Origin of the sequence: Thermoanaerobacterium sp. CMT5567-10 (assembly GCF_030534315.2) — a bacterium.
Classification (GTDB): Bacteria; Bacillota; Thermoanaerobacteria; order Thermoanaerobacterales; family Thermoanaerobacteraceae; genus Thermoanaerobacterium.
This window is the reverse complement of record NZ_CP130558.2, coordinates 1,763,432-1,787,392: the sequence shown is the minus strand read 5'-3', so window position 1 is coordinate 1,787,392 and position 23,961 is coordinate 1,763,432. Positions and strand designations below refer to the sequence as shown.

Sequence of the window (23,961 nt, the reverse complement as noted above, 5' to 3'; positions counted from 1 at the left end):
ATTCCTTTCTCAAGAACTCTGTCCATATAATATGTCCTGAGACTTCCTACATATCACTAATGTTATTTAAAAGCTTAATTTCTCGGCGTAGAAGCCTTTTAGCACATCGTCGATATCACAAACTTCACCATTTAAAGAGAAAACTGCCCTTTCATCGGCCACATACCTTACCGCGCTTATCTTGTCTTTGTTTGCATTTAGGCTTTCGACTAATTCTTTTATTTCAATCTTGCCATCTTTAATGTCCCTCAATTCCTCATCTTCTACATCGTGAACAAATTTTATCCTTTTATTTAACTCACCTATCTGGTAATTTTTTTCTTTCATAACTACTTGAAGCAAAAATCTCGGCATATGGCCCATCTTTGAATTTGACATGAGGTTTTTGGTGCCATTCCACATTGCTTCCAGCATCAAGTCTATGTCTTCATCTGTAAGTGGTATATTTTGATTTTTTGCTGCATTTTCATTTACAATTCCATAAAATGATATAAGTGAATATGGAAGTATATATTTCTCTGTAAATGTGCCCTGCTCTTTTCCAACTCCTGCAGGCATTACAGTTGTACCTTTTATATACGTCATATTAACCTTGTGAAGTGACCTTCCGTATCCAAATTGAACAGGCCCTGTCAAAGTCATGGTTTTATCTTTTACCGCTGTTGTAGCACCAAACAGTCTTACATCTATGCATCTATTTATGATGTCTTCATTAGAACCAAAGTCGCGCATCCTGTCATCCTTTGTGCGCAGTTTACCACTTTCATCCCTTGTCTCCAGTATGAAGACATCTTTTCCCTTGTATTCTGCCAGGTAATCTCTTATAGTCCTTTTAAGTCTTACATCTGTCACAATGTTTATACCTGTCTCTTCGTCGATCCTTGGCTTGTTTTCATCTACAGGATCTCCATTTGGATTTGCAAAGCTTACATCATAAAGGAAAAGTATCTCTGAGCGATTTTTTATTGTGTTATTCATTGTAATTCCCCCTCTTTATTATAAATTATAGCTGCTATCTCATCTGTGAGATTTATGCCGCAGGCAAAATAGAAGTTTATTTCATCTACTGGCATGTGCCAATTGTCTCCAGCTAGAAGGAGATAATTTGATACTTCTTTAGCCAGTAGCCTTTTACCTTTGTCAAACGAGTCGTACTCTTCAAGTTTATTTTGTACTTTTGGAAGAAGTCCTTTTATGTCCTTTTCATCCATCTTAAGGCTTTTTAAATTTTTCATGAAAGGCTTAGCCCCTCTATCCTTATACTGCTTTCTCAAAAGCAACTCTGTAAGGGCGCCTAATAGTACAAGCCCTCTTTTTATGGGTGTCTCAAAGTTTTTGTCGTACTTCTTGAAGAAATCTGATAATTGTCTTTCTTCCATTTCATGAACCTCCATCTCTATTAAACCTAATTTTTCTAAAAATGTTATTGCCATAATTCCGTCCTTTGTGGCACTTGCATAATAACGGTCTTGAATAAATTCATCTCTCACCCGCTTCATGATAAATTTTAAAAGTAGATTTAAATCAACTTTTCTTCCTCTAAAGATTCTGTCTGTTATGTCCAGAAAGTATCCGTCAAGGTCGCTGTCTCTCTTATTTATATCTGACTTTGATAAAAAGTTTCGTATATTCCTAAATGTAAAGTTATCTCCAAACATCTTTTCAACAAAGTCTTTAGCGCTGAATATCTCTCTTAAATGGGATGGAAATACATCTTCTATCAGTAACAAAATTCTCTCAGCTGAATTTTGTTTTTGTATAAAAAGATAATTTAAAGACAGGGAATCGTCAGCATCTTTTAAAAAGTACGTTATATCATCTTCATCGCCAATGACTCTCTTCGCTGTGCTGTCTTTTAATGTTACAAGCTTAGTCGTATCCTTAAATATGTTGATGATATCTTCTCTTATGAAATCTTCACCTATCAAAAATTTTGGTATTAATTGATATCTAAGTCCATAAAATCTAAACGTCAAATTGTTTTCTATATACTTTTTCCCTTCCTCAAGTTTAAGCCTGCAGTCAGGACATACCGGGAAATTGCGCCATGACTTTTTCTCGTCAAAGCCGCCTACTATATATCCAATTTTATCAATGGTGTAAAATGCATATGTATCAACCTTTCCAAAGACTAAGTCCTTTTTCTCCCCACATATGGAACACACTTTATCCGTGGCAGACAACTTATTGTACTTATCATTGTCAGAATCGATAAGGAGTTTTCTAAATACAGGAATATCGCCAATGTACTTGTTCACATTGTTCTCTATGAATTTAATCATCAGCACAAGGCCTTCTTTTTTAGGGAATTCCCCTCTAAACTTTATAATGTCATCTAGTATCCTATCTTTATTTTCTTGAAGCGACTTATTGAGATTTTCTAAAAATTTCTTCTCATCGTTGTCAATTTTTAAGCCTTTTTTGCTTAAGATCTTAAACCAGCTTAATATCTTCCCATTAAATGTCTTTTCAGGTTCTGTTATCTTTGCAACCGGCATGTACCCAGGTCCATTTCCGCCAGAGCTGGAATAAAGATACCTCGCTACCTTTGAGCTGTCTGTCTGTTCAATTGTAACATCTCTAAATGTTACATCATTTCCATCAATCATAAAATTTATTGCTATGATGTTTTTGTATGCTCCATTTTGATTAGGATCTTCTATTAAAACATCTAAAAGACTTTTGTTCGCGGCCTTTATAGCCATCTCTCCTATTTCTTTTACAGCATCCAGCATTATCTGCACCTCCTTCTACAATATTTCAAAGCAGCCAAACCCTTGCGAGTTTTTAGCTCCAAGGCCTGAGTAGTATGCAACCTTCAAAAGATCAGGGTTGCATTCAACATCATAAATCCCCATCCAGCCCTTTATGACTGTGTTTTTGTACTTCATAACTTTTTGATACTTCATATTTTCTCTGCCTATGGGATAAAGTTTAAAATATGGATCTCTTACACCCTCCCCATATATGACTTCATACTTCTTAATAAGGTTATTAAGCAAAAGATCAGAAAAGTTGTCATTCCAAGGGGAATAGTAATAAGTATACTTAATCCCTTTATCTTCAATAGTAGAATACATTACTACAGGCGACAAAAACTTTATCCTAGCCCTATCTCTAAATACAGGAGGATTTTCTATATTTATAGAGCTTAGCTGAAATGTTTGACTGTTAAAAGTGCAGAAATCCTTCTTAAACATATTTTGAGAAATATCAAATATGAATTCGTCAATTGGAGATGATATTGTAAGCCTGAAAGGCGGCTTTAATACAATCTTTTCTTCCTTTTTTAGAAGCCTAAATTCTCCTTCTAACCTAGAATACGTAAATAATTTAAACTTCCTTTTGCCATGCTTAAATCCTTCATCGTGCATAAATGCGCTAAAATCTCCATCTGTCATGTTGTTGTATATGAATCCCTGCACTATGTGGTTGTACTGTATCGGAAGATGTAAGTCTTTGTCACCTATAAACTCCAAAACTACCCTCATTTTCATGCCTCCATAACTTTATACTAACACAATATATTTCCATAATATGTCCTCTAACAAAAAATCTTTTTAAATCTTTTTAAGTAATATATTCTTCAAAGCCCTACATTTTCCTTCTAAACTTTTATAAATAATTTTAAAAACTTTTAGAAAAAACTTTAGTATTTGTAAACTAAAATAACAAAATAATAAGCGGCAAAGCCGCTTTTCTATTGATTATTAAGTTAAATTACACTTTATATATCTATTTGCCAATCCTAATACGTAAAGCATCTCATCTGGTGTAAGACTTGCAAACTCTCTATTGTGGCATTCTGCATTTTTAAACTTAAATACTATGGATAAATAACCTTCTACAAACTTTTTAAACGCTATTTTATATGAGTTTCCACCAGCCAACATAAAAGGATTTTTGTTGGCAAGATAAAGCATATTAAAAAATTTCATTTTTGCTTCTTTTTCATGGTTGCTTACTTCCTTCGCACTTTCGCAAAAATTTATAACTGTATCTAATACATTGGTCATTCTGTTTTTTACAAAGTATTTTCCTATTTTAACTGCCATATCATAGAGACCATCTTTCACATTATCACCGCCTTCAATATCCTCTTTGATTGTTTACAGTACGCCATACACTCTTTGTATGCCTCTTGTCCCATGAAAGCAACTCTTTCAACCTTTTTACATTTTTAGCTACGTCATTATCATTCATTCCATACCTGCTGGCTCTTTTTGATGCATCAATCTTATCGTCTATTGATCTCATTTTTACAGAACCATAATAAGCAGGCTTTCCATAACCTAACTTAAGATAGATGTCTCCACCTAATCCCAGAGAAAAACAGAGGAGATCTAATTGATTATCGTCTAAATCTTCGTAAAACACGTTTCCCTCAAAAATGCTTCCGGGCATCACAAATTCACACGGCATTGTACCTTTTTCTATTATATTTTCATCTCCATGGCTGTAAAATTTTATGCCCTTAAATTTTCCATCGGCAGCATAATAGTTCTCGTTCTCTGGCCTTGGTCCGTAAAATGTTGGAATATTTATTATATCTACACCGTTATTTTTCACAAGCTCCAAATCAGCAAACCTTAACCTGCTTTTCTTGCCTAATGAGCCAAACATGTCGCAAATTATGCAGTCATTTCTGTCCCTTACGTTCTTGCCAATCTTATACAAGTTCTGGCTGGTGCTTATACAGCTCCTTGAAACACTTTCAGCTATCGTCCTTACACATCCTTTCAAAGATGAACCAGGTATGATGTATTTGCCATTGTATTTTACAAATTCTTTATATACCATATTCCCATTTTCGTTGTAATACCCTGAAAATATATGAACTGGTGTCACTACCTCAATGCTTATTCTAAGCTTACCACTTTTTACATCTGGCGATTTTATATATGTTTTAGCACCTAATATAGGTACGAAGTTATAAGGTTTCATCAAACTCCACCTTCCCAAAACACTCATCATCCAATGCCAACTTGGACAACTTTTCTCTTAACATTTCCCTGTCAAACTTTCTTTCTATGTAAAATCCATAATCTTCATAACCTGATATGTTTTTTCTATCGTAGTATCTCATTGTAAACTGAACATTTTGTACAGCCATACGGCCAAAACCCCTGGATGTTATGCCTCCAAAGACCACATACCCATCGTCAATTTCATCTAATATTTCCATCAGTACCTTGATCTGCCAGTTAAATATGTTTTCCATTTTTATTTCACATTCAAATGTACCATCTTCTACAACTTCAGGCTCAAATAACGCATTTCTTTTCGATGCCCCTGTTATTCTATCAATAGCTACATTCTTTCTTTTGCCCATCTTAACTTCCCCTATTGGATAAGCATCTTTAAACAGAATTCGGCTCTTTAAAGCAGTATTGCCAAACATTTTACATGCAGGACAGCTTTCTTTATACCGCTCTTTTCCATCCATACTGCTACTAAGCTTCTTTCCGCAATATTCAGATCCAAATATATCACAGCCTTTTAACTTTTTCTCTGCCCTACTTCTAAATACACCTTTTATACTGCTACCAGGCATTACTACCGACAACTTACCATCTTTATAAGACCTTAAAAATTTGTTATCAGGCACCGTTGGATCAAAATCATTGTTGTCAGCCGCTTTTATTGAAAGAGGGCTCATGGTCTTTAAATAAAATTTGAAATATCCTTCATTGTGTAGTTCTTTAAACATCATTCCACCTCATTTCTTCACTTAAACCATTAGATACGTACTCTTTTAGATTGGATTTATCGACTTTGTAGATCTTCTCGTCAATAAGCTTAATAGTTCCTAAACCTCTGCTTGTCATTCCTCCTACTGATATCTGCCCATTTTTAAGCACATTTAGGCAAAGTTTTAAAAGTTCTAAATCGTCGTCATCCAAATTATCCCCTGTCATATAAAGCTCGAACTTCGTACCTGATGGAGTGATCTCGTAATTGTACTTCTTTCCATCTTTTGCAGTGCCTGTATCTCTGTCTATCCCAACGCCATCCCTCATGTCAAAAAAAGTCTTTTCATCTATCGAGTTTAAATCTTTTATAGTAAGTTTTGCTGCTAAATTGTTTGAGCCAAACAGTCTGCAAACATTGCACGACCTTTCATATATTTCTTCAGCAATTTTTTTATAATCTTTGTCGTACTTATCTTTTAACTTTTTAACATAATCACCATTTACACAAGGTTCATCATTAACTATTAGACATGACCTGTAACCTTCAAAAGCACCGCTTGAAAGCACTCTTTCAACAAAGCTTCTAAGGACTCCTTTTAAACTTGAGCCAGGTATTAAAGGTCGCCCATTTTCATCTTTTATTACTGGTGAATCAACTTCAGTCGGATCCATGCTTTCTTGGCCTTTACCTATGTGAATAGGCTTTAAAGCTACAATTGTACCTTTCACAATGTATCTATTTTCAAATTTATCAAACATACAAATCACCTCTCATTGCCGTTATAGTTATTTATTCCCATTTTTCGAATTCTTGTTTTGTTTTCCAAATCCATTGTTCTTTTGACTTGCATCAGATCTTATTAGCTTTACTCTGTAGGATGATTGCCAGTACAAATACCCGAAAAATAGGCTTAAAGCCTTTGGCAAAATATCTTCAGTTGCATCATTTTTTATTTTCCTCATGTATTCTATTATCTTGTCTCCATACTTCATGCCATCAAAGATGTTATCCCAGCCATTGCGCCTTGATTCCTTGTACTTTATGTAAAGTTCAAATTCATCATAAGAATCAATATTTGAGGCAATCTCAGCTAATGTCCTGTATTGGGATATGCCAATCTTGTCTTTTTCTCTACCTTTTTCATCATTTGTGTGAATCGATAAAAAGTCTTTTTTTGACGCTATTTCGTCTGAATATTTAATGAGCTTTTGTTTTAACTCTTTACTTATATTCATGGCTTAATTACCCCCATTCAAACGTATTTCATCGCAAATCTTCACATAGCCATATCCATTTGCAGTATTTTGGCCAATGCCTGACTTCTCCACAGAATACAGCTTATCTTTAATATCATTAATATCTTCATCTGTACCGATTAAAACAACAGAGCCTTTTTCTATATAAACTGATGGGCTTTCCCTCATGTCTTCCACTGGCTTTGATGTATCATAACCTCTGTATAAATTGCTTTCTGAGTAAACTTTTATCACGTCATAATCAAACCCAAGATTTAATATTTTCTTCCACAATTCTTTGTAATCATCTGTCGTCTTTAAAGGAATATTATAGTCTATATCAGGTATCATGTCTGAATAAAAATCAAGTGTTATAAGCGACTTATATGTCTTACCACCGTACTGCCTTTTGCCAACAATTTTATTTAACTTTTCGATTCTTTCTATCAAATCAACTTCATTCCTTGCACCTTCACTGCATATTTCGATCTCGCATTTACCGAATCCACTTGAAGTATCTGCACCAATCCTAAGCATTTTGAATTCTTCAAGTTCATTTGTTCCATCTACATACCCTTCAAATGTTGAGCCTTCCTCTATTGCTAATATGCTGTACAATCCTCCATCTCTTGCTGTCTTCGTATACGGATCGATTGCTGTTCTTGTAAAAAGTCTTTTAGGAACATCTACCATTTTCCCATCTTTATAATACCCAGTGGCAAACTCTATTCTCTCTTTGCATCTTGGACATTCACTCTTTCTATCAAAAAGCACATCTACAAGACCATGGTCATTGTGATACTTGCATTTCATTGCAGAAAGTGGAAACGGCCTTGCACCATCATAATAGAAGTTGTAAAATCTTATATTGCTAAAATTCCTACACCAATCTTTATACTTACATCTGCTGCACTTTTCATCATCTCTTATGTATATCCAGTTGTACCTGCCATCTTTATCTGGTTTATCTACATCGTACAGTGGACAATTCCTCAAAATCTCCCTTGCAATAGCTGCCCTTATAACGTCACCAGGAATATAATCCTTAGTGCTTAGAAAATTGCCGACTAAGTTTCTGCCACCTACTATAAGAGGTGAAATCAGGTTTAGCTTTACCTTTACCATTCATCCCCCTCCTTAACATCAACATGGACCCATCCATATCCTCTGCTTTTACCTGCCCCAATGCTTTCTATAATTTTTAAAGATATCAAAATGAGTTCTTCATATTTCTCTGTACTTTCATCCAAGTATAAGTCCATTGTCCCTTTGAATATACCGCCTTCATAGACTTCCATTGAGGTTAACGAATTGTCTTTTGCCACTTTTCTATACCTATCAACAGACGTTGAATGCCTTACAGTTCTACTGCCAATGTTAGCCACATCATCATCTAATAATAAGTCATCTATATATAATTTAGATGGGTTATACCCAGGTGAACCAAAAACCTTGCATACAGGACACATGCACTTCATATCATCATGATGCTCTTCATCGACTAAAGACATGAAGTTTTGCCTCATGATTCCCTTTATTGTGGATGCAGGTATATAAGGTTTTCCACTTCTATCTTTTACAAAGTATTTATCTACAAGACTACCAATGCTACTGCCTGTAGCAATGCACATTGGAGATTTTAATTTTACGACTATATCAAATCTCTTTTTCAAAATATCACCTCAATCCTATACATAATCCCAAATCTCGGTAATGTCATACCACGGTGAGTGGTATTCCATGCCGTTTTCACCTGAAAGCCTAAAAAGACCCTCTTCAAAACAGCCATTGGCAATCTCCACAAGTCCTTTTTCAATATCTTCTATATTTGACCTTGACCTGTCGTACATGTAAAAAAGCTTAAACTCCAATGGCAACATCATGCTTGCAGCATCCCTAAGTTTGTATATGTAGTTTTTCATCATCTTTTTGCTTTCTTTCATTTTCAGTACCAAGTTTATAAGCTTAGTCATGTCAATCCACGTGTAATTTAAAATACCTTGATGTATAAAGTCATAATTGCTGCCTTTATCCCTATCCAATTCCAAATACATATTGCTTTCTAAAACTGCAAATGAAACAGTCCCAATTTTGTTGTCCATCTTTTTTGAATATGATTTAGCTTTTTTCAAAAGCTTATTGGCCAATTCAAACATATTTCTTATAGGTGTGGAATATTTGCTTATTGCAACACCAATAGACATTGTCACATTTGCACTTTTGTTAATATCCGACTTGTTTTGAAATTCTTTATCAAATGTTTCAATAAGCTTTGACGCCATTGCTAAACTGGATTTTGCAGGGGTTATTATAAATATATCATCGCCTCCAAGCTCAATAACTTCAAATGGGATCTCCTCTCCCTCTGCCTCATACCCTTTACGTATAGCCTCCAATGTTGATTTAAAGGCAGAACTTTCCGCTTTTCTGCTAAAATACATCATCTCGTATACATTTTTTATATTCTTTATTATGTTTCCAAAATTATTGCCATCTCCGTATATTAAAGCCATGTATCCATTGTTTTTAAAGGCCCCAATCTCGTCTAAGCCTTGAACTTTTTTGCCACCGTATTGTCCTTGTCCAAATTTTTTTAAATGCATTCTTTGAAAATCTTCATGAAATCCACTTTTAGCATGAGTTCCTGCTTCAATTTTGTGAAGGCAGCTTAAGCATACACCTTTCTCTCCTTCACTTGTCTGAATTGTATAGTGTGCATCTCTCAAATTACAGAATTTACATATCAATTTGGCTCCGCTTTCTATCGGTTTGTGCATTATCTCATTTATCACCATGTCTTTGTCTTCTATTCCTTTATTTATATCACCATTATGCGGATCAACATTTAAGTATAGTTTTAATTTTTTCCTATCTTCCAGCATTTCTTCACAATCTCTTATGACATCTTTATAATCATTCAGTAGATCTTTTAAAGTTGTTTTATACGATATAAAGGCGCTCTGAGCTGTTATCGTCACATCTTCATAAAGTCTTTCTAAATCATACTCTATATCAATATCATTATCAGGCACCACGGCAAAGACATTTCCTCCACCACAGTAGATAATGGCCTCTGGTATAAACTTCTCTTTGAAGTAATCAGGTATCCTTACTCTGTTTATGTTATCTAAAAGATAGCTAGAACCTCTCAAGCACTTTATATCATTGTTCTCAACGATATACTTTTTTGTCTTATATACACCGCCTTTTATTATCTTTATATCTGCATTTCTGATGGAATCTTCAAATTTTTCCCCAAGGGCAAGCATGTCTACCATTTTTAATGCGGTATTTATGCTTTCACTTTGAGATTTTTCTATCTCAAAAAAGTGATGATACATCTCGAGCCTTACATCATTTGAATTGTCCATGGCATATGCAAAGCAAACGGCCAACGTAGCAGCATCTTTTAAAGAAGGTGCCTTAACATCTTTTTTGTCTTTGTATGGTCTAATGTACGGTATTTCATCTACCTCGTTTTTCAAGTACTCGTATATTTCGTCACTATTCATCACGGATATATTTTGAGCTATCTTCTTAAATTTCTTTTCATAATCATCCATCTTCATGCAGTAATTTGTGCCAGTAACAATGTCTACCCAGCTTATATATCCACCGGGAAGTTTCTCATATCTAACTTTTTCATCTGCAAAATCTATATACACGTTATCACCTCACTCTATAATTTTTTCTACATCATCTATAAAGGCATTAAGCTTTTTTACAAAAGTGTCATACGACATGCTGTTATTTCTCCATCCAGCATGATTTATGTCATTTCTGACATTTTTTATATCGTAAATCAATTTAGCCAATTTCTCACTATCTTCTCTATCTAATATTTTATTTACAATATCTTCATGAAGTCTTGCTTCATCTTTCCATTCATCCTTGGGAGCATTTTTAATCTTTATGTAAAATGCTTGTCCTATAGCAGTTCTGATTTCTTTATTATATTTGTCAACTCCAAACTTGTTGCAGAAATATGTTATTATGCCTTCCTCCAGTATCGTAAGCCCTTGCTGTATCATGTTGTGGTCTCTGCACCATTTCACCACCTGTATCATGTTTTTGTCTTCATCATCAGTAAAATTATCAAAGTGATTCTTTATATTCTCTATTAATGGTGTCATTGGCTTTATGTAACTTTCTTCTGATATATTAAGAGCATTATTTACATTTTCTTTTAGCTCTATGCCATCGTCTGATATTGATTTCCCTCTGCATACAGCTAGATTATTTGTATACTTTTTTATTGATTTGCCAAGCTTTTCTAAAATATCTTTATCATCTTTCATGCCTTTTTTAAATAATTCATTTTTCCCATGCTCTATAAGCTTATTTATATACCTTGAATCGCCATCTTCTATGAAACGATCGATTCCAACTGTCCAATCAAGAAGGTTGACAAAAGGAGTGAGATTAAATATAGGCGCATTTCTATCTTCCAATTTTAATTTTTTTTCAATTTCATTTGATGGGACTCCAAGAGCCTCTATAGCCCCGTAGTACATGCCTTTTATCTCGCATTTCTTTACGAATTTGGCGTAATTCAATATTATAAGTGCTAAGACAGGCAGTGATCTAAATGAATGCGTTATGTCAAAGATTATCTCATCTTTGTAGTTTATCTTTCCTAATACTTTGTCAAATATATCCCAAAGTTCTTCTTCTATTTCCCCAGATGGGATATCTACGGCTTCAATAGTATTTACTATGCCTTCGTATTTTTTAAGCACACCAGAAAGCCCACTTTTCTCAGGATGCTTTGCATTTGAAAGCCAATTAGCTGTAGTCGCTTCTTTTGTCTTGAAGATATAAATGCCATCTATTTTGATGCCTTTTTTTAAAAAAATATCTATAAGTGCTTCTTGAACATAGCAAATCGCGTCGATTTTTATGCCATCCAGCGAATAATTGCATTCAGCATATTTGCCTGTACCTAAAAATGAAAAAAACTTTGTTGCCATCACTTCCACCTCTCATATTTTCTAAATCTGACGTGTTTAAATGTCCTCTGCACTTTTACAGTGCCATCAGCAAATGTTTTTTCGTCTGCATCTCGTGCAGTCGTAGAATATACGGGTATCAATCCGCTTTCAAAGCAAAAATCTACTAATAAAAATGTAGCTCCAAAATCGCCCTGCACAAGAACATAATCACCTTGACTGGAATTTTGCTTTATCCACTCAGCAATCTTGTCCACGCAAAGGCGTATAGATTTTGCCTCCGGTGGTATAGATGCCCATATTTTTTTAAGTTCATCTGGAAGAGTTACAAATTCATCAATGCCAAAATTAGAAACAGCATCTTCCCTTTGACTTTGAGTCAAGGAATGAGAGAAAATCAAAAACATCTTTTTCATTTGTGTACTGAACCTCTTTCTGTTACATTATGGAAATTAGACTAAAAGAAATGACAATCCTCATAGGTAAACTAAATGTGACATTTATATTCATACTTCTACATAAATTAAAAATTTCCTGCAAAAAAATTAAAATTTTAACAATAAAAAAACGCCTTAACAAATTGTTAAAGCGCAATATATTCTATATAATCTTCTCTAGTGTCTTCCACGCCAGTAGCGCACATTTCACTCTGGCTGGAAAATCTGACACACCTTGCAAGATTTGTGCATCTCCTAGTTCGTCAAGGTCCACATCTTTTTTGTGAATCATATCGATAAACTTCTCAACCAATTTTAAGGCTTCTTTTTTATTTTTCCCTTTAATTAGATCGCACATCATAGATGTAGAAGCTTGGCTTATGGCGCAGCCATGTCCCACAAATGAAGCGTCTTCTATCACATCGCCATTCATCTTTAGCTCCAGCGTTATGTCATCACCACAGATGGGATTGTGGCCTCTCTCTTTTATCGTAGGGTTTTCCAGCTCTCTTCTATTTGGTGAGTTTTCATAGTGTTCCATTATTATCTCTGAGTAAAGCTGATTTAAATCGCTCATCTAAACCACTTCCTAACATCTTTTAATCCATCCACAAATGCATCGACTTCGCTTTTGTCGTTGTAGATGTAAAAACTTGCCCTCACTGTAGCTGGAACACCTAAATACCTCATGAGAGGCTGACAACAGTGATGACCGCTTCTTACCGCTATGCCATCCTGGTCAAGTATCGTGGCAACGTCATGTGGATGGACATTTAAAACGTTAAAAGATATTATGCCCGTCCTATTTTCAGCATTTTTCGGTCCGTACAGTTTCACATAGTCTATCTCAACTAATTTGCTTAGTGCATATTCTGTAAGCTCTTGCTCATGCTTTAAAATATTGTCAAGCCCTATACCCTCAATATACTCAATCGCCTTTATAAGGCCATATACGCCTTCTACGTTTGGGGTCCCTGCCTCAAATTTAAGAGGTGATGGTGCAAATGTAGAATGGTCCTCAAAAACCTCATCTATCATTTCTCCTCCACTTAAAAATGGAGGAACGTCATCCAGCAGATCTTCTTTTATATACAGCACACCTATTCCCATAGGTCCTAACATTTTATGACCGGAAAATGCGTAAAAATCGCATCCAAGCTTCTCTACATCTATCTTCATATTAGGTATGCTTTGTGCACCATCTATTAAGACTTTTGCACCATTTCTATGAGACAAATCTATGATTTCATCGACTGGATTTATTATGCCTAATACATTCGATGCGTGCTGTACTGCAACTAATTTCACATGCCCTGCTGAGATAGTCCTTTTAAACTCATCTAAGTCAAGCCTAGAATCTTCATCAAGGTGGACATACTTAAGCTTTGCACCTTTTTTCTCCGCAACCATCTGCCATGGAAGGATGTTGCTGTGATGCTCAGCTATTGTTAATACTATCACATCTCCTTCACCAATATGTTTAAGCCCCCATGTGTAGGCAATGAAGTTTATGGACTCTGTAGCATTGCGAGTAAAAACTATTGATTCAGATGTTTTCGCATTTATAAACCTTTTTACGGCTTCTCTGGCTTCTTCATAGCTTTCTGTCGACAAAGTGCTTAAATAGTGAGGGCTTCTGTACACATTGGCATTGTACTTTTTATAGTAGTCAGCAACAGCCTCTACAACCTGCGTTGGCTTTTGTGTCGTTGCCGCATTATCAAAATAGATGAGCTTTTTCCCATGTGGAGATGTCTTTAAAATAGGAAAATCGTCTTTTATCTTTAAAATATCAAGCATCAGCCCGAAATCCTCCTTCCAATGTAGTCTCTAATAGATTCCCTCATAGTATCACTTGGCAGTGTGTCAATAACAGGATTAAAACTTGCCTCAACCATTAAAAGTTTTGCTTCGTCAATGCTTAAACCTCTTGACATCATGTAGTAAAGCTTATTTTCGTCGATTTGTCCTGCACTGGCAGAATGGTTTGCTTGGACATCGTCCTCAGAACACCAAAGAGCAGGTATGGCATCAGATCTAACTGTCTTATCAAGCAAAAGAACTACTTCGCTTTCATTTCCCTTTGCCTTTTTAGCACCTCGCTTCATATCTAAGTTTCCTCTAAATACAGCCTTCGACGTATCCTTCAAGGCACCTTTTACATCAACATTGCTTTCCGTTCTGGGCGCTATGTGATTTACCTTGTATGACATGTCATGACTTTGATTCTTTGTACCTAAAAATATTGAGTTTAAGTAAGCGCTGCTACCAGTCCCTTCAAGTTCTGCCGTTATATCGTATGCGTCTACTCTTGAACCAAGATCAACCTGCGTCCATCTAACTGATGCATCATTTCCTGTTATTATTATATTATTGTCAAAATTCGAAGAATCATCACTGAGCCTTTGGATTTTTACGATGTTTACATTAGAACCGTCTTTGGCTATGACGACGGTTAATCCATTGTGAAACCCTCTTTTTTCAGAGCTGTAGTCAAACACTACTGTCATGTTTGATGCCCTCTCCGCTATTATGAGATTTAAGTCTATTATCGTATCATCGTCACCATTTACAGCGTAATTAACCGCGATAGGCAATTTTATATTTGAATTAGGCAATGCCCTTATACTGAAGCCAGTATTGTAAAATGCCAATACCATATTTTTAAATTTATCATCTACGCCGAAATTCCGTTTTAAGGCTGTGTTTAATGAGTTTAAGTCATCATCCATCAAAGCCTTTGTTATAAGATTTGTAACAAGGCCATCTTGCTCTTCATTCTTTATTATTGCACTTTTGTATTCTTTGTAGTAAGGAATATGGACATCATCAAGCTTTACTCTCTTCCACATAGGCATAGGCACTTTTGAAAAAACTTCGTATCCCTTTACTCTAAGTTCTTTCTCTTCGCTTCCACTGCTTTTTATAAGCTCTTGTATTGTATTGTAATCTAACGATTTAATCATAGAAACATCTCCTTTATCCGATTGTGCCTTCAAGCTCAAGCTTTATAAGACGATTAAGCTCAACTGCGTATTCAAGTGGAAGTGACTTCGCCACAGGCTCTACAAATCCTCTAACTATCATTGACCTTGCTTCATCTTCACTTAAACCTCTCGTCATAAGGTAAAATATCTGTTCATCGCTGATTCTTCCTACTTTTGCCTCATGTCCTATATCAACATTGTCATTTAATACTTCTATAATAGGCATAGTATCTGATCTCGATATCTCATCAATCATAAGTCCTTCGCATTGTACAGACGCCTTTGCACCTTCGGCATTTGGACCTATTTTTAAAAGCCCTCTGTAGTTTGTAATTCCTCCATCTTTTGAAATACTCTTTGCCAACACCTTTGATGATGTGTACGGTGCTAAATGTATCATCTTTGAACCCGTATCTAAATGCTGACCTTTTGCTGCAAATGTTACACCCGTGTATTCAGACTTAGCACCTTTTCCTCTTAGGACAGAACAAGGATAAAGCATCGTCTTGTGGCTTCCAAATGAGCCTGATATCCACTCTATTACGCCATCTTTATCAACCAGTGCTCTCTTTGTATTTAAGTTGTACGTGTTCTTGCTCCAGTTCTCAATCGTTGAATATATAAGCCTTGCGCCTTCTTTTACAAAAAGCTCAACACATCCTGCATGTAAATTGGATACTGCATACTGTGGTGCTGAACACCCTTCTATGAATCTTACTTCGCTTCCTCTATCAGCTATTATAAGGGTGTGCTCAAATTGACCTGTTCCAGGTGCATTCATCCTAAAGTACGCTTGCAGCGGCACCTCTACTTTTACATTCTCAGGGACGTACACGAATGTTCCGCCGCTCCATATGGCACCGTGAAGGGCTGCAAACTTGTGGTCATTTGGTGTAACATTCTTAGTCATGAAATGCTCTTTTATTATGTCAGGGTACTTCTTTAAAGCCGTATCCATATCTTCAAATATTACGCCTTGTTTAGCAAGATTATCTTTTATGCTGTGATACACGACTTCCGAATCGTACTGTGCTCCAACGCCGGACAGCGCTTTTTTCTCTGCCTCAGGGATGCCAAGCTTCTCAAACGTATTTCGTATGTCTTCAGGCACTTCATCCCATGAGTTTTTCATCTTCGTATCAGGGCTTAAATATGCCACAATTGAATTTATGTCAAGCTGGCTTATATCAACGCCCCAGGTAGGCATAGGTTTACTTTCATATATTTCAAGAGACTTTAAACGAAAGTCCCTCATCCATTTAGGCTCATTTTTTCTCTCCGATATCTCCTCAACGATCTTTTTAGAAAGACCTTTCTCTGTCTTGTACGAGTATCTAACTTCGTTTTTGATATTGTACCTGGAAAAATCTATATCATTTACAATGGTTTTTTTCATTTGATTCACCCCTTTACGACAGGACTTCGTCTAAGATGCTTTCATATCCTGTCTTCTCAAGCTCCTTTGCAAGATTTTTATCTCCTTCTTTTACGATTCTACCATTTGCAAGGACAGAGATAACATCCGGCTCCAGATAATCCAGTATTCTATTGTAGTGAGTTATTATAAGTATTGACATATCATCTGTCTTCAACTTCCTGACTGTCTCAGCCACAACCCTTAAGGCATCTATGTCAAGGCCAGAATCTATCTCATCTAGTATAACCAGCTTCGGATTTAACATGGCCATCTGTAAAATCTCGCTTTTCTTTTTTTCACCGCCAGAAAAACCCACATTTAAATATCTTGTCCTGTATTCCGGTTTCATATCCAGCATATCCATTTTTTCCTTCATGCTTTTTGCAAATTGAAGCATAGGCATATTTTTATTTGTAACTGCACTTAATGAAGTCCTTATGAAATTATCTACCGTAATCCCCGGTATCTCTTCCGGTGACTGAAAAGACAAGAATATTCCCTTCTTTGCCCTCTCATTTACTTTAAGTTTGACAATATCCTCGCCTTCAAACAGTATCTCGCCGTTTGTTACTTTGTAATGAGGATTTCCCATTATTACATTGCACAGCGTGCTTTTTCCACTGCCATTAGGCCCCATGATAGCATGTATTTCACCTTTTTTAATAGTTAAATTTAACCCCTTCAATATCTCTTTGCCATCCACTTCTGCTTTAACATTTTTTATTTCTAACAAATTATCCTTCATATTTACACTCCCTTTTTAATTCCTACTATTTTAATGGGATTACTTCCATGTTTTAATTATACCCTAATATAAAAAAAAATCAACAAATATATGAAAAATATACTCATTGTTTATTTTTGCCTTGTGTGACACAATCTATAGCAGAGAAAAATAATATGAATTTAAAAAAACACATACCACAAGGGTTGCTATGATATACCATCACAATCCATTTCCTGATTTTAGATTGAAACATTTTTCATTTTTTATTATTGTTTAGTTTTTTAAAGACTAATTTAATACCGTTCTTTTTATTATAACGATGAATCCAATATATAAAAAATAAAACAATTAAAATTATATAGGCGATAAAAATATGTATTTCTAGAGAATTAAGCTTATTTTTACTTAAGTTAAAGAAATGTAAAATTCCTATTGCCACAACGAATAATATTGTAATTAAATCTGCACCTATCATATCAATTTTTCTCTTTATTACTCCCCTTATTAATTGAATCAGTATAACTAATGCCATGAAAAACCACACATATGCCATGTACTTACAGCACCCTTTCTATTTTTAACTTTTAATGCCCGTAACTATTCCTATACTTTTTATAAAGCTGCAACCAATATGATAAATATCTGTCGACCAAGCTAAGGGTCCTGAAATGCAGTTTAAATGTCATATATTAACCATTAGACTGTCGCTTTAAATTCTCTCTTAATACTATTTATTCTTTATCAAATTTATTGACTTAAATTTTATTGTTTTATTGCTTTCTTGTCAAGAATTATTTTTAACAGCACGTCTAATTTCTCGAAAAATGCCGAAATTTGCGAAAATTTTTTTTGCAATCATAACTAAAGCTGATAAAAAAAATAACCGAAATAAATAACATAAAATTACTGAAAAGGCTAATTCACATATTTTTGGAATTAAACTAAGCATATTTTTTAACAATGGAACAAAAAATATTATAAACAATTCAAGGATTGACACACTTGCAGGAGATTTAAGCAGAAATATATATATGGGGAATACCGGGACAATTTGATCCTTTTTCTGATTTCTGGTTAGAACAAAATGAAGAAGGAATTTGGATAGTGTATGACCAAGATGAAAGAGGTAATAAATATACAATAAAAACTTTTACATCAGAGGAAGAAGCATGTGAGTTTTTTTACGATTTAGTGACCAAAGAATATGAAAAGGCGAAACCGTATATAGGAAAGGAAAAGATTTATAAAGTTTAGCACCATAGTTTTAAGCTATGGTGCTGTTTTAAAAATATTTCATTACCACATAAAACAAATTTTTTATCAGTATAGTATAATATAAGTAGTATCTGAAATGCAAAAAAACAATAATATCTATAAATAAAGGAGTAAATCATATGACAAAAGTATATTTTGTAAGACATTGTAAACCAGATTTTTCAATTAAAGATGATTTAATGCGTCCACTCACTAAAGATGGTCAAAAAGATTGCAAAAAAGTTACAGAATTTTTGTCAGATAAAAATATTACAAAGATATTTTCAAGTCCTTATAAAAGAGCCATTGACACTATAAAAGATTTTGCAGAAAGTGCAAACTTAAAGATTAATGTTATTGACGATTTTAAAGAAAGAAAGATTGGCAATGCCTGGATAGAAGATTTTGATAAATTTGCAAAAGAACAATGGCATAATTTTGATTATAAATTGCCTGGAGGAGAAAGTTTAAATGATGTTCAAAGAAGAAATATAAAAGCACTTATGAATATACTTGAAGAAAATGTGGATCATAATATTGCGATATCTTCTCATGGAACTGCTTTAAGTACGATAATAAACTATTTTAATAAAGAATTCGATTATGCTGAATTTGAAAAAATTAAAGATCTTATGCCATTTATTGTTTGTTTTACTTTCGACGGTCAAGATATTTTGAATATCGAAAAATTTATTTTTGACTAACAATTAAAAAATTTATTTCTTTTACTTTTATCAATATAAAATCTTTGATAAAATAAAATTAAGTTTTTATTTTTCAAAATTATACAAAAACGGGGTATGATGATGGAAAAGCCATTAATTAGAATTTTAATTGATCGACTATTATATTTGTTAATTGCATTATATGGAATTATCAAGGTATTTATCGTTAAAGGTGTTATAGACAAAATATTTTTATTTGCAATATTCATTACATTCTCTTATGAATTTTACAAAACTTTTAATCAACAAGCCAAATTCAAGTGATAAAAGAATTGATTCTATTTTATCCACTGTAATAATTTTCATAGGTTTTGCTATGGCTGGCTGGACGAGATACAAGCAAGCTTTGCACGATATAATTGCTGGTACCTTTGTAATAAAAAGTTGAATTTTTCAAATGAAGGGATGAACAAAATGTTCAAACTTTTTATAAGAGCATTGATTTCTAGTTTAATTTTTACACTGTTAATGTTTCTGTTATTTAAAAAAGAAAAAAGTGACTTTAAAAAGAAGAGTTTAAAGCAATTCGTCTTTATGTTCTTAGTTTATTTCATTACATATATGATTATTAGCTTACTCATCAAGTAAAAATTTTAAAATTTTTCTGAAGGAGTATCATTGTAAATGAATAGAAAGAACATTATAACAATAATTATTGCTGTATTAATTATGGCTTTTGGATTAATTATAGGATCATTAAGTAGATATAACATCTTAGAAAAATTTTTTTCTGTTCTCTTAGTGGCAGTAATACTTGCTGTAATATGTGATATATATCTTCTTTTCAAAGACAAAAGATATTTTGGAAAAGCAAAATGGATAGTAAAAACAAGCAATAATACATTACTACTTACAATCAGTTTGTATTGCATCTTAATACCAAATTTAAGCAATAATTCTAAAAACTTTCTCCACACTATTCTTATTTTAATCATCTTTGTATCTGGGCTAATTCCCTTTTTTCATTCCATATTAAAAGACGGAATAAACGAAAAAGGCATATTTCATTGGGGCACTTTATACACATGGAATAAAATTCAAAGCTACAGTTTTACAGACAATTTCTTAGTCATTGCTTTAAATTTCTCCACCAATAAAATCAAATTAATTGTTAAAAAAGAAGATAAAGAAAATATTAAACTTTTATTAAAAGAGCATATAAACCGCTAACGTCAATCAACAAATAAAAAAATAGGTCGAAAAAAACCGAGAATAAGTCTCGGCTATATCTCATCAACATCAACATATTTAGCTATTATATCATCTACTGGCACTATCAAATACTCAACATCTCCGTGCTTTATTTTTGTGCCAGAAAATTCTTTGTATATGACTCTATCACCTATGGATATCTCGTCTGTGGCACCTGCAGCAAGGCCTTCCACAATACCTTCATGAAGCTTTTCTTGGGCATTCCTTGGTATTATTATGCCACCTACTTTTTTGTCACCTTCTGTGTCTTCTAATCTTATCAGCGCATTGCCGTTAACTGGCTGTATCTTTTCCATAATACATCATCCTTTCTTCATTGTTATTATAAATAATTTTTATCCTTGAATACCTAAAAGCGCATTTAATCTTGACTTATCAAAGCCTACCACAATAGTTCCATCAATGTCTGTCTGCGGTACGCCTCTCTGTCCACTTCTCCTTACAAGCTCTTCAGCAGCAGCAGGATTTTTCGTCACATCGACTTCTCTAAATGGTATATTATTCTGCCTTAAGTATGACTTTGTGGCGCTGCACCACGGGCACGAAGGCGATGTGTATACTATGACCCTATGATATTTTTTTGACCCATCGCTTGACTTTACAGGGGATGTAGAAAGAAGTCTCTCATAATAATCTTCTGTCTGTACACCGTAGACTACCTGCTGCACTTTTCCATCACCATAAGCAATTAAAGCAGGTACAGCAGTAATGCCAAATTCTGTATGAACATCTCTAACATCTGATGCATTTACTGCATAGACTTTTACATCTTTGTTTTTATCACTGAATTTCTTTAAATTATCTAATGCCTCTAAGCTTTTCTGAGATTTATTAGAGTAAAACAACAGCATGAAAAAATCTGCTGACTTTTTTATGTCTTCAAATTCACTCCTATCCTTTATGAAGCTTAACATACGCAACACCTCTTACAATTATATATAAATCGCGGGATTATACCCCCCAATGGTAGCTGGCCAATCTACAATATATTATATTCACACTGCATTAAAATGTCAACATATCAAACATCATGAGAAAAGTATATGTTTATATAAGCTAATGTATACTATCTATAAGGAAAGGAGTTGTTTTTATGAAATATGAAAGAGCTGAAGAAATATATAATTCTCCATCGAATTATGAAGTTATTTATGATGGCAATCCTGTATGGATAAATTCTCTAAATCCAAATAAAAAATCTGCCAATATCAAATTTTTAAATGATAACGCAGTAATGGATGTGCCTGTTGGTTTTTTAATAGAAGGAAAAAAATTAAGCTCATAATATAAGGGCAGCCTATTCTTTTATAGAATATAGCTGCCCTTAACTTACGACATAAGTCGCTTCTCACCTTCTAAAGCTTTAATTGGTGCTATGTCTTGCGTAACTTCCAGTGTCCCTAAATAATCTCCATTTTCATCTCTTACAGCAAAATATCTTATATATACGTATTTGTCCCCCATCATTATCCAGAAGTCTTCATGGCTCTTTTCCCCCGATTTAAAGTCCCTCAACAGCTCTTCCACCACATGGACACTGGCAGGTGGATGACAATACTGGACTTTCCTTCCTATTACAGCCTTCGTCCTTGCAAATATCCTGTCATTGCTATTTGAGAAATATCTCACTACATCATCTTTATCAATGAAATTATTACTGTGATATAAATCACTATTTTACAAATACTCTTTCTTTGTCAATGTATTTTACTAATTCGTTGTAGACAAAGTCTTTCATGTATTCGTCATTTTTATACGTGCAAATGCCATTTTTTATTTCTGTCTCATAACAAAAGATAGGAGATGTTTCCCTGAGCTTTTCTATTTTTTTGGCCTGCCCCTTTACCATCCTGAATGCACCTATATTAAAGTCGTGTATGCTTTCAAGTGGTAATTCACTATGCAATTTATCTATAAAATCTGAATATATCTTTTCAAAACCCTCCAGGTACATAATAGGTTCTAATGATATTCTCACTTTTACACCTTTTTCAATGGCCTTTTTTATTGCCAATATCCTTTTATCAATGGATGGCGTAAGTTTCTCATACATCGAAATCACTGGTTGAGGTAAAAGGGACCAAGAAAATATTACATTATCAGGAATTTCTATGTTTTCAAATATGTTGACATTGGCGCTTTTAGTCCTTACCTCCATCGTCAAATTCTTATTTTTCTTTGCATAGTCTATCCACATCGACAAAAACCCCGTAAATGGCTCAAATGCCATTAAATCCGTCTCATACGATATGCTTAAATATATTTTCTTATTCTTCGTCAGTTTGTCCACTTCATCAAAAAAATCCTCTATGTTTACAAATACAACAATGTTAGCAGATGGATACATCCCCTGAAGATAACAATAATCGCAAGAATAGATGCAGTTTAAAATGTTTGAAGTGTGGTAAAACTCATCGTTACCAAAATCTTCGCACATATAAGAGCCTCTGTATATAAAATCGTACCTTTTCTTGGCAAGTATAATATTTAAAGATTTTTTCTGCATCAGGTAGCTTTGCCTCGGCCTATTGAAGAAATGCCCATACCTTTCTATTTCAATTACAACGCTTCTTTTTAAAGTATTTAAAATCTTCTTAGCTATTGGATTATCAACAACATCTTTCTCAACGTAAACATGAGAAAACCTCATACCACCTTTCCATCCTTTCACAGTACATCATGATAAACAAAAAAGCGCCCATAGCGCCACTTAAACATCATTAAGATTGTGTATATCTAAAAGCAGCTTTACATCTGCTTCTCTTTCTAAAATATGATCATTTAAAACGTCAAATTTCTTATCTATTCTCTTAAAATTCAATTCAAATTTGGCAAGCAGGCTTGTATGTTTTGTAACCTCTTCAAATGTCTGTTTTAAAATATAGTCAACATCGCTTTGCTGTCTTTCAAGATTGCCAAGCCTCTTATCAACACTGTCAAGTCTTTTGTCTACAGCGTCAAGCCTATTTTCTACATTGTCTAGCCTCTTCTCTACATTGTCTAATCTCTTTCCAACATTTTCCAATCTTCTATCTACGTTGTCCAATCGGTTTTCAACATTTTCCAATCTTGTATCCAAATTGTCCAGTCTTTTATCTACGCTATATAGTTTTTCATCGATTGAGTCAAATCTTTGAAGCACAAGGGTCATGAATTCTTCATTTGTCAAAATCCCTTCCCTCCCCTTTACCTTTTTGTCCATTATACCATACTGCAAATTCACAAGCAACAATTCAGAAATACAGTATTAAAGCGTGTGTAAAGAATTTCAATTCATTTTAAGGCTTACTATATAAAAAAAAATTTTTTAGTTAATCGTTTATA

General features: G+C 34.1%; 28 protein-coding genes and 1 pseudogene. 5 read left to right on the top strand and 24 right to left on the bottom strand.

Translation table 11 applies throughout. The annotated features are described in order from the left end of the window. Positions 1-66 precede the first annotated feature (66 nt). The 19 genes from cas7b to Q2T46_RS09175 all read right to left on the bottom strand — a co-directional run bounded on the left by cas7b (position 67) and on the right by Q2T46_RS09175 (position 17,999). A complete protein-coding gene (gene cas7b, locus Q2T46_RS09265) occupies positions 67-978 on the bottom strand; it encodes a type I-B CRISPR-associated protein Cas7/Csh2 (protein WP_303265714.1) in 912 nt (303 codons plus the stop codon). Further along, complete coding sequence (locus tag Q2T46_RS09260) at positions 975-2,735, bottom strand: TIGR02556 family CRISPR-associated protein (RefSeq protein WP_303265715.1); 1,761 nt, start codon at positions 2,733-2,735, stop codon at positions 975-977. The genes cas7b and Q2T46_RS09260 overlap by 4 nt, the downstream gene beginning before the upstream one ends. A gap of 15 nt (positions 2,736-2,750) precedes the next feature. Further along, positions 2,751-3,491 carry a CRISPR-associated endoribonuclease Cas6 gene (gene cas6 / locus Q2T46_RS09255; RefSeq protein ID WP_303265716.1) on the bottom strand — a complete coding sequence of 247 codons (741 nt, stop codon included), beginning with the start codon at positions 3,489-3,491 and terminating at the stop codon, positions 2,751-2,753. Positions 3,492-3,710: 219 nt separating this feature from the next. Beyond that, complete coding sequence (locus Q2T46_RS09250; protein WP_303265717.1) at positions 3,711-4,076, bottom strand: hypothetical protein; 366 nt, start codon at positions 4,074-4,076, stop codon at positions 3,711-3,713. Between the two features lie 13 nt (positions 4,077-4,089). Further along, on the bottom strand, positions 4,090-4,944 hold the full coding sequence (locus Q2T46_RS09245; RefSeq protein WP_303265718.1) for an RAMP superfamily CRISPR-associated protein: 855 nt from the start codon (positions 4,942-4,944) through the stop codon (positions 4,090-4,092). Beyond that, on the bottom strand, positions 4,931-5,710 hold the full coding sequence (gene csx7, locus Q2T46_RS09240) for a CRISPR-associated RAMP protein Csx7 (RefSeq protein ID WP_303265719.1): 780 nt from the start codon (positions 5,708-5,710) through the stop codon (positions 4,931-4,933). The genes Q2T46_RS09245 and csx7 (Q2T46_RS09240) overlap by 14 nt, the downstream gene beginning before the upstream one ends. Beyond that, positions 5,703-6,452, bottom strand: coding sequence for a CRISPR-associated RAMP protein Csx7 (gene csx7, locus Q2T46_RS09235; RefSeq protein ID WP_013299035.1), 750 nt, complete (start codon positions 6,450-6,452; stop codon positions 5,703-5,705). Before csx7 (Q2T46_RS09235) ends, csx7 (Q2T46_RS09240) begins: the two co-directional genes overlap by 8 nt. Positions 6,453-6,479: 27 nt before the next feature. Further along, positions 6,480-6,929 carry a hypothetical protein gene (locus Q2T46_RS09230; RefSeq protein ID WP_303263192.1) on the bottom strand — a complete coding sequence of 150 codons (450 nt, stop codon included), beginning with the start codon at positions 6,927-6,929 and terminating at the stop codon, positions 6,480-6,482. 3 nt (positions 6,930-6,932) lie between these two features. Beyond that, positions 6,933-8,054: an RAMP superfamily CRISPR-associated protein gene (locus tag Q2T46_RS09225; RefSeq protein ID WP_303263194.1), complete on the bottom strand. Its 1,122-nt coding sequence runs from the start codon at positions 8,052-8,054 to the stop codon at positions 6,933-6,935. Next, positions 8,048-8,602: an RAMP superfamily CRISPR-associated protein gene (locus Q2T46_RS09220; protein ID WP_303263196.1), complete on the bottom strand. Its 555-nt coding sequence runs from the start codon at positions 8,600-8,602 to the stop codon at positions 8,048-8,050. The genes Q2T46_RS09225 and Q2T46_RS09220 overlap by 7 nt, the downstream gene beginning before the upstream one ends. A gap of 15 nt (positions 8,603-8,617) precedes the next feature. Beyond that, complete coding sequence (locus Q2T46_RS09215) at positions 8,618-10,594, bottom strand: Cas10/Cmr2 second palm domain-containing protein (protein ID WP_303263197.1); 1,977 nt, start codon at positions 10,592-10,594, stop codon at positions 8,618-8,620. A 9-nt stretch (positions 10,595-10,603) separates the two neighbouring features. Beyond that, a complete protein-coding gene (csx2, locus tag Q2T46_RS09210) occupies positions 10,604-11,899 on the bottom strand; it encodes a TIGR02221 family CRISPR-associated protein (RefSeq protein WP_303263198.1) in 1,296 nt (431 codons plus the stop codon). Next, positions 11,899-12,294, bottom strand: coding sequence for a CRISPR-associated protein Csx20 (gene csx20 / locus Q2T46_RS09205; RefSeq protein WP_303263200.1), 396 nt, complete (start codon positions 12,292-12,294; stop codon positions 11,899-11,901). Before csx20 ends, csx2 begins: the two co-directional genes overlap by 1 nt. Before the next feature lie 184 nt (positions 12,295-12,478). Then, positions 12,479-12,892: a Fe-S cluster assembly sulfur transfer protein SufU gene (gene sufU / locus Q2T46_RS09200; RefSeq protein WP_303263201.1), complete on the bottom strand. Its 414-nt coding sequence runs from the start codon at positions 12,890-12,892 to the stop codon at positions 12,479-12,481. Continuing rightward, positions 12,889-14,115, bottom strand: a complete 1,227-nt coding sequence (locus Q2T46_RS09195; protein ID WP_303263202.1) for a cysteine desulfurase — start codon at positions 14,113-14,115, stop codon at positions 12,889-12,891. The genes sufU and Q2T46_RS09195 overlap by 4 nt, the downstream gene beginning before the upstream one ends. Beyond that, complete coding sequence (sufD, locus tag Q2T46_RS09190) at positions 14,115-15,281, bottom strand: Fe-S cluster assembly protein SufD (RefSeq protein ID WP_303263203.1); 1,167 nt, start codon at positions 15,279-15,281, stop codon at positions 14,115-14,117. The genes Q2T46_RS09195 and sufD overlap by 1 nt, the downstream gene beginning before the upstream one ends. Positions 15,282-15,294: 13 nt before the next feature. After that, entirely contained in the window at positions 15,295-16,698 is a 1,404-nt protein-coding gene (sufB, locus tag Q2T46_RS09185; RefSeq protein WP_303263205.1) for a Fe-S cluster assembly protein SufB, read from the bottom strand. A 13-nt stretch (positions 16,699-16,711) separates the two neighbouring features. Next, a complete protein-coding gene (gene sufC / locus Q2T46_RS09180; protein WP_303263207.1) occupies positions 16,712-17,464 on the bottom strand; it encodes a Fe-S cluster assembly ATPase SufC in 753 nt (250 codons plus the stop codon). Positions 17,465-17,702: 238 nt separating this feature from the next. Next, positions 17,703-17,999 carry a hypothetical protein gene (locus tag Q2T46_RS09175; RefSeq protein ID WP_303263208.1) on the bottom strand — a complete coding sequence of 99 codons (297 nt, stop codon included), beginning with the start codon at positions 17,997-17,999 and terminating at the stop codon, positions 17,703-17,705. 551 nt (positions 18,000-18,550) lie between these two features. Here Q2T46_RS09175 and Q2T46_RS09170 point away from each other — a divergent pair. From Q2T46_RS09170 to Q2T46_RS09155, 4 genes are all read left to right on the top strand, one after another. Continuing rightward, positions 18,551-18,700, top strand: a complete 150-nt coding sequence (locus tag Q2T46_RS09170) for a hypothetical protein (protein ID WP_303263210.1) — start codon at positions 18,551-18,553, stop codon at positions 18,698-18,700. Positions 18,701-18,840: 140 nt separating this feature from the next. Continuing rightward, positions 18,841-19,404: a histidine phosphatase family protein gene (locus Q2T46_RS09165; RefSeq protein ID WP_303263211.1), complete on the top strand. Its 564-nt coding sequence runs from the start codon at positions 18,841-18,843 to the stop codon at positions 19,402-19,404. 241 nt (positions 19,405-19,645) lie between these two features. Then, complete coding sequence (locus Q2T46_RS09160; RefSeq protein ID WP_311062232.1) at positions 19,646-19,813, top strand: RDD family protein; 168 nt, start codon at positions 19,646-19,648, stop codon at positions 19,811-19,813. A 236-nt stretch (positions 19,814-20,049) separates the two neighbouring features. Then, complete coding sequence (locus Q2T46_RS09155) at positions 20,050-20,595, top strand: DUF5673 domain-containing protein (RefSeq protein ID WP_303263212.1); 546 nt, start codon at positions 20,050-20,052, stop codon at positions 20,593-20,595. 53 nt (positions 20,596-20,648) lie between these two features. Here the strand turns inward: Q2T46_RS09155 and Q2T46_RS09150 are convergent, their stop codons facing one another. Further along, positions 20,649-20,933, bottom strand: a complete 285-nt coding sequence (locus Q2T46_RS09150; protein WP_303263213.1) for a co-chaperone GroES — start codon at positions 20,931-20,933, stop codon at positions 20,649-20,651. A 39-nt stretch (positions 20,934-20,972) separates the two neighbouring features. Next, positions 20,973-21,551, bottom strand: coding sequence for a glutaredoxin domain-containing protein (locus Q2T46_RS09145; RefSeq protein WP_303263214.1), 579 nt, complete (start codon positions 21,549-21,551; stop codon positions 20,973-20,975). 179 nt (positions 21,552-21,730) lie between these two features. On the opposite strand from Q2T46_RS09145, the gene Q2T46_RS09140 reads away from it, so the two are divergent. After that, positions 21,731-21,922 (top strand): H-type small acid-soluble spore protein, encoded by a 192-nt coding sequence (locus Q2T46_RS09140; protein WP_303263215.1) that lies wholly within the window; start codon positions 21,731-21,733, stop codon positions 21,920-21,922. A gap of 44 nt (positions 21,923-21,966) precedes the next feature. Here the strand turns inward: Q2T46_RS09140 and Q2T46_RS09135 are convergent. The 3 genes and pseudogenes from Q2T46_RS09135 to Q2T46_RS09125 form a co-directional block, all read right to left on the bottom strand. After that, positions 21,967-22,287, bottom strand: a pseudogene (locus Q2T46_RS09135) (PAS domain-containing protein); the annotation flags it as partial. A gap of 22 nt (positions 22,288-22,309) precedes the next feature. Continuing rightward, positions 22,310-23,287: a spore photoproduct lyase family protein gene (locus tag Q2T46_RS09130; RefSeq protein ID WP_303263218.1), complete on the bottom strand. Its 978-nt coding sequence runs from the start codon at positions 23,285-23,287 to the stop codon at positions 22,310-22,312. A 60-nt stretch (positions 23,288-23,347) separates the two neighbouring features. After that, the gene (locus Q2T46_RS09125; protein WP_303263219.1) at positions 23,348-23,806 is read right to left on the bottom strand and encodes a hypothetical protein; all 459 of its coding nucleotides are present in this window, start codon (positions 23,804-23,806) and stop codon (positions 23,348-23,350) included. Between the last annotated feature and the right edge of the window lie 155 nt (positions 23,807-23,961).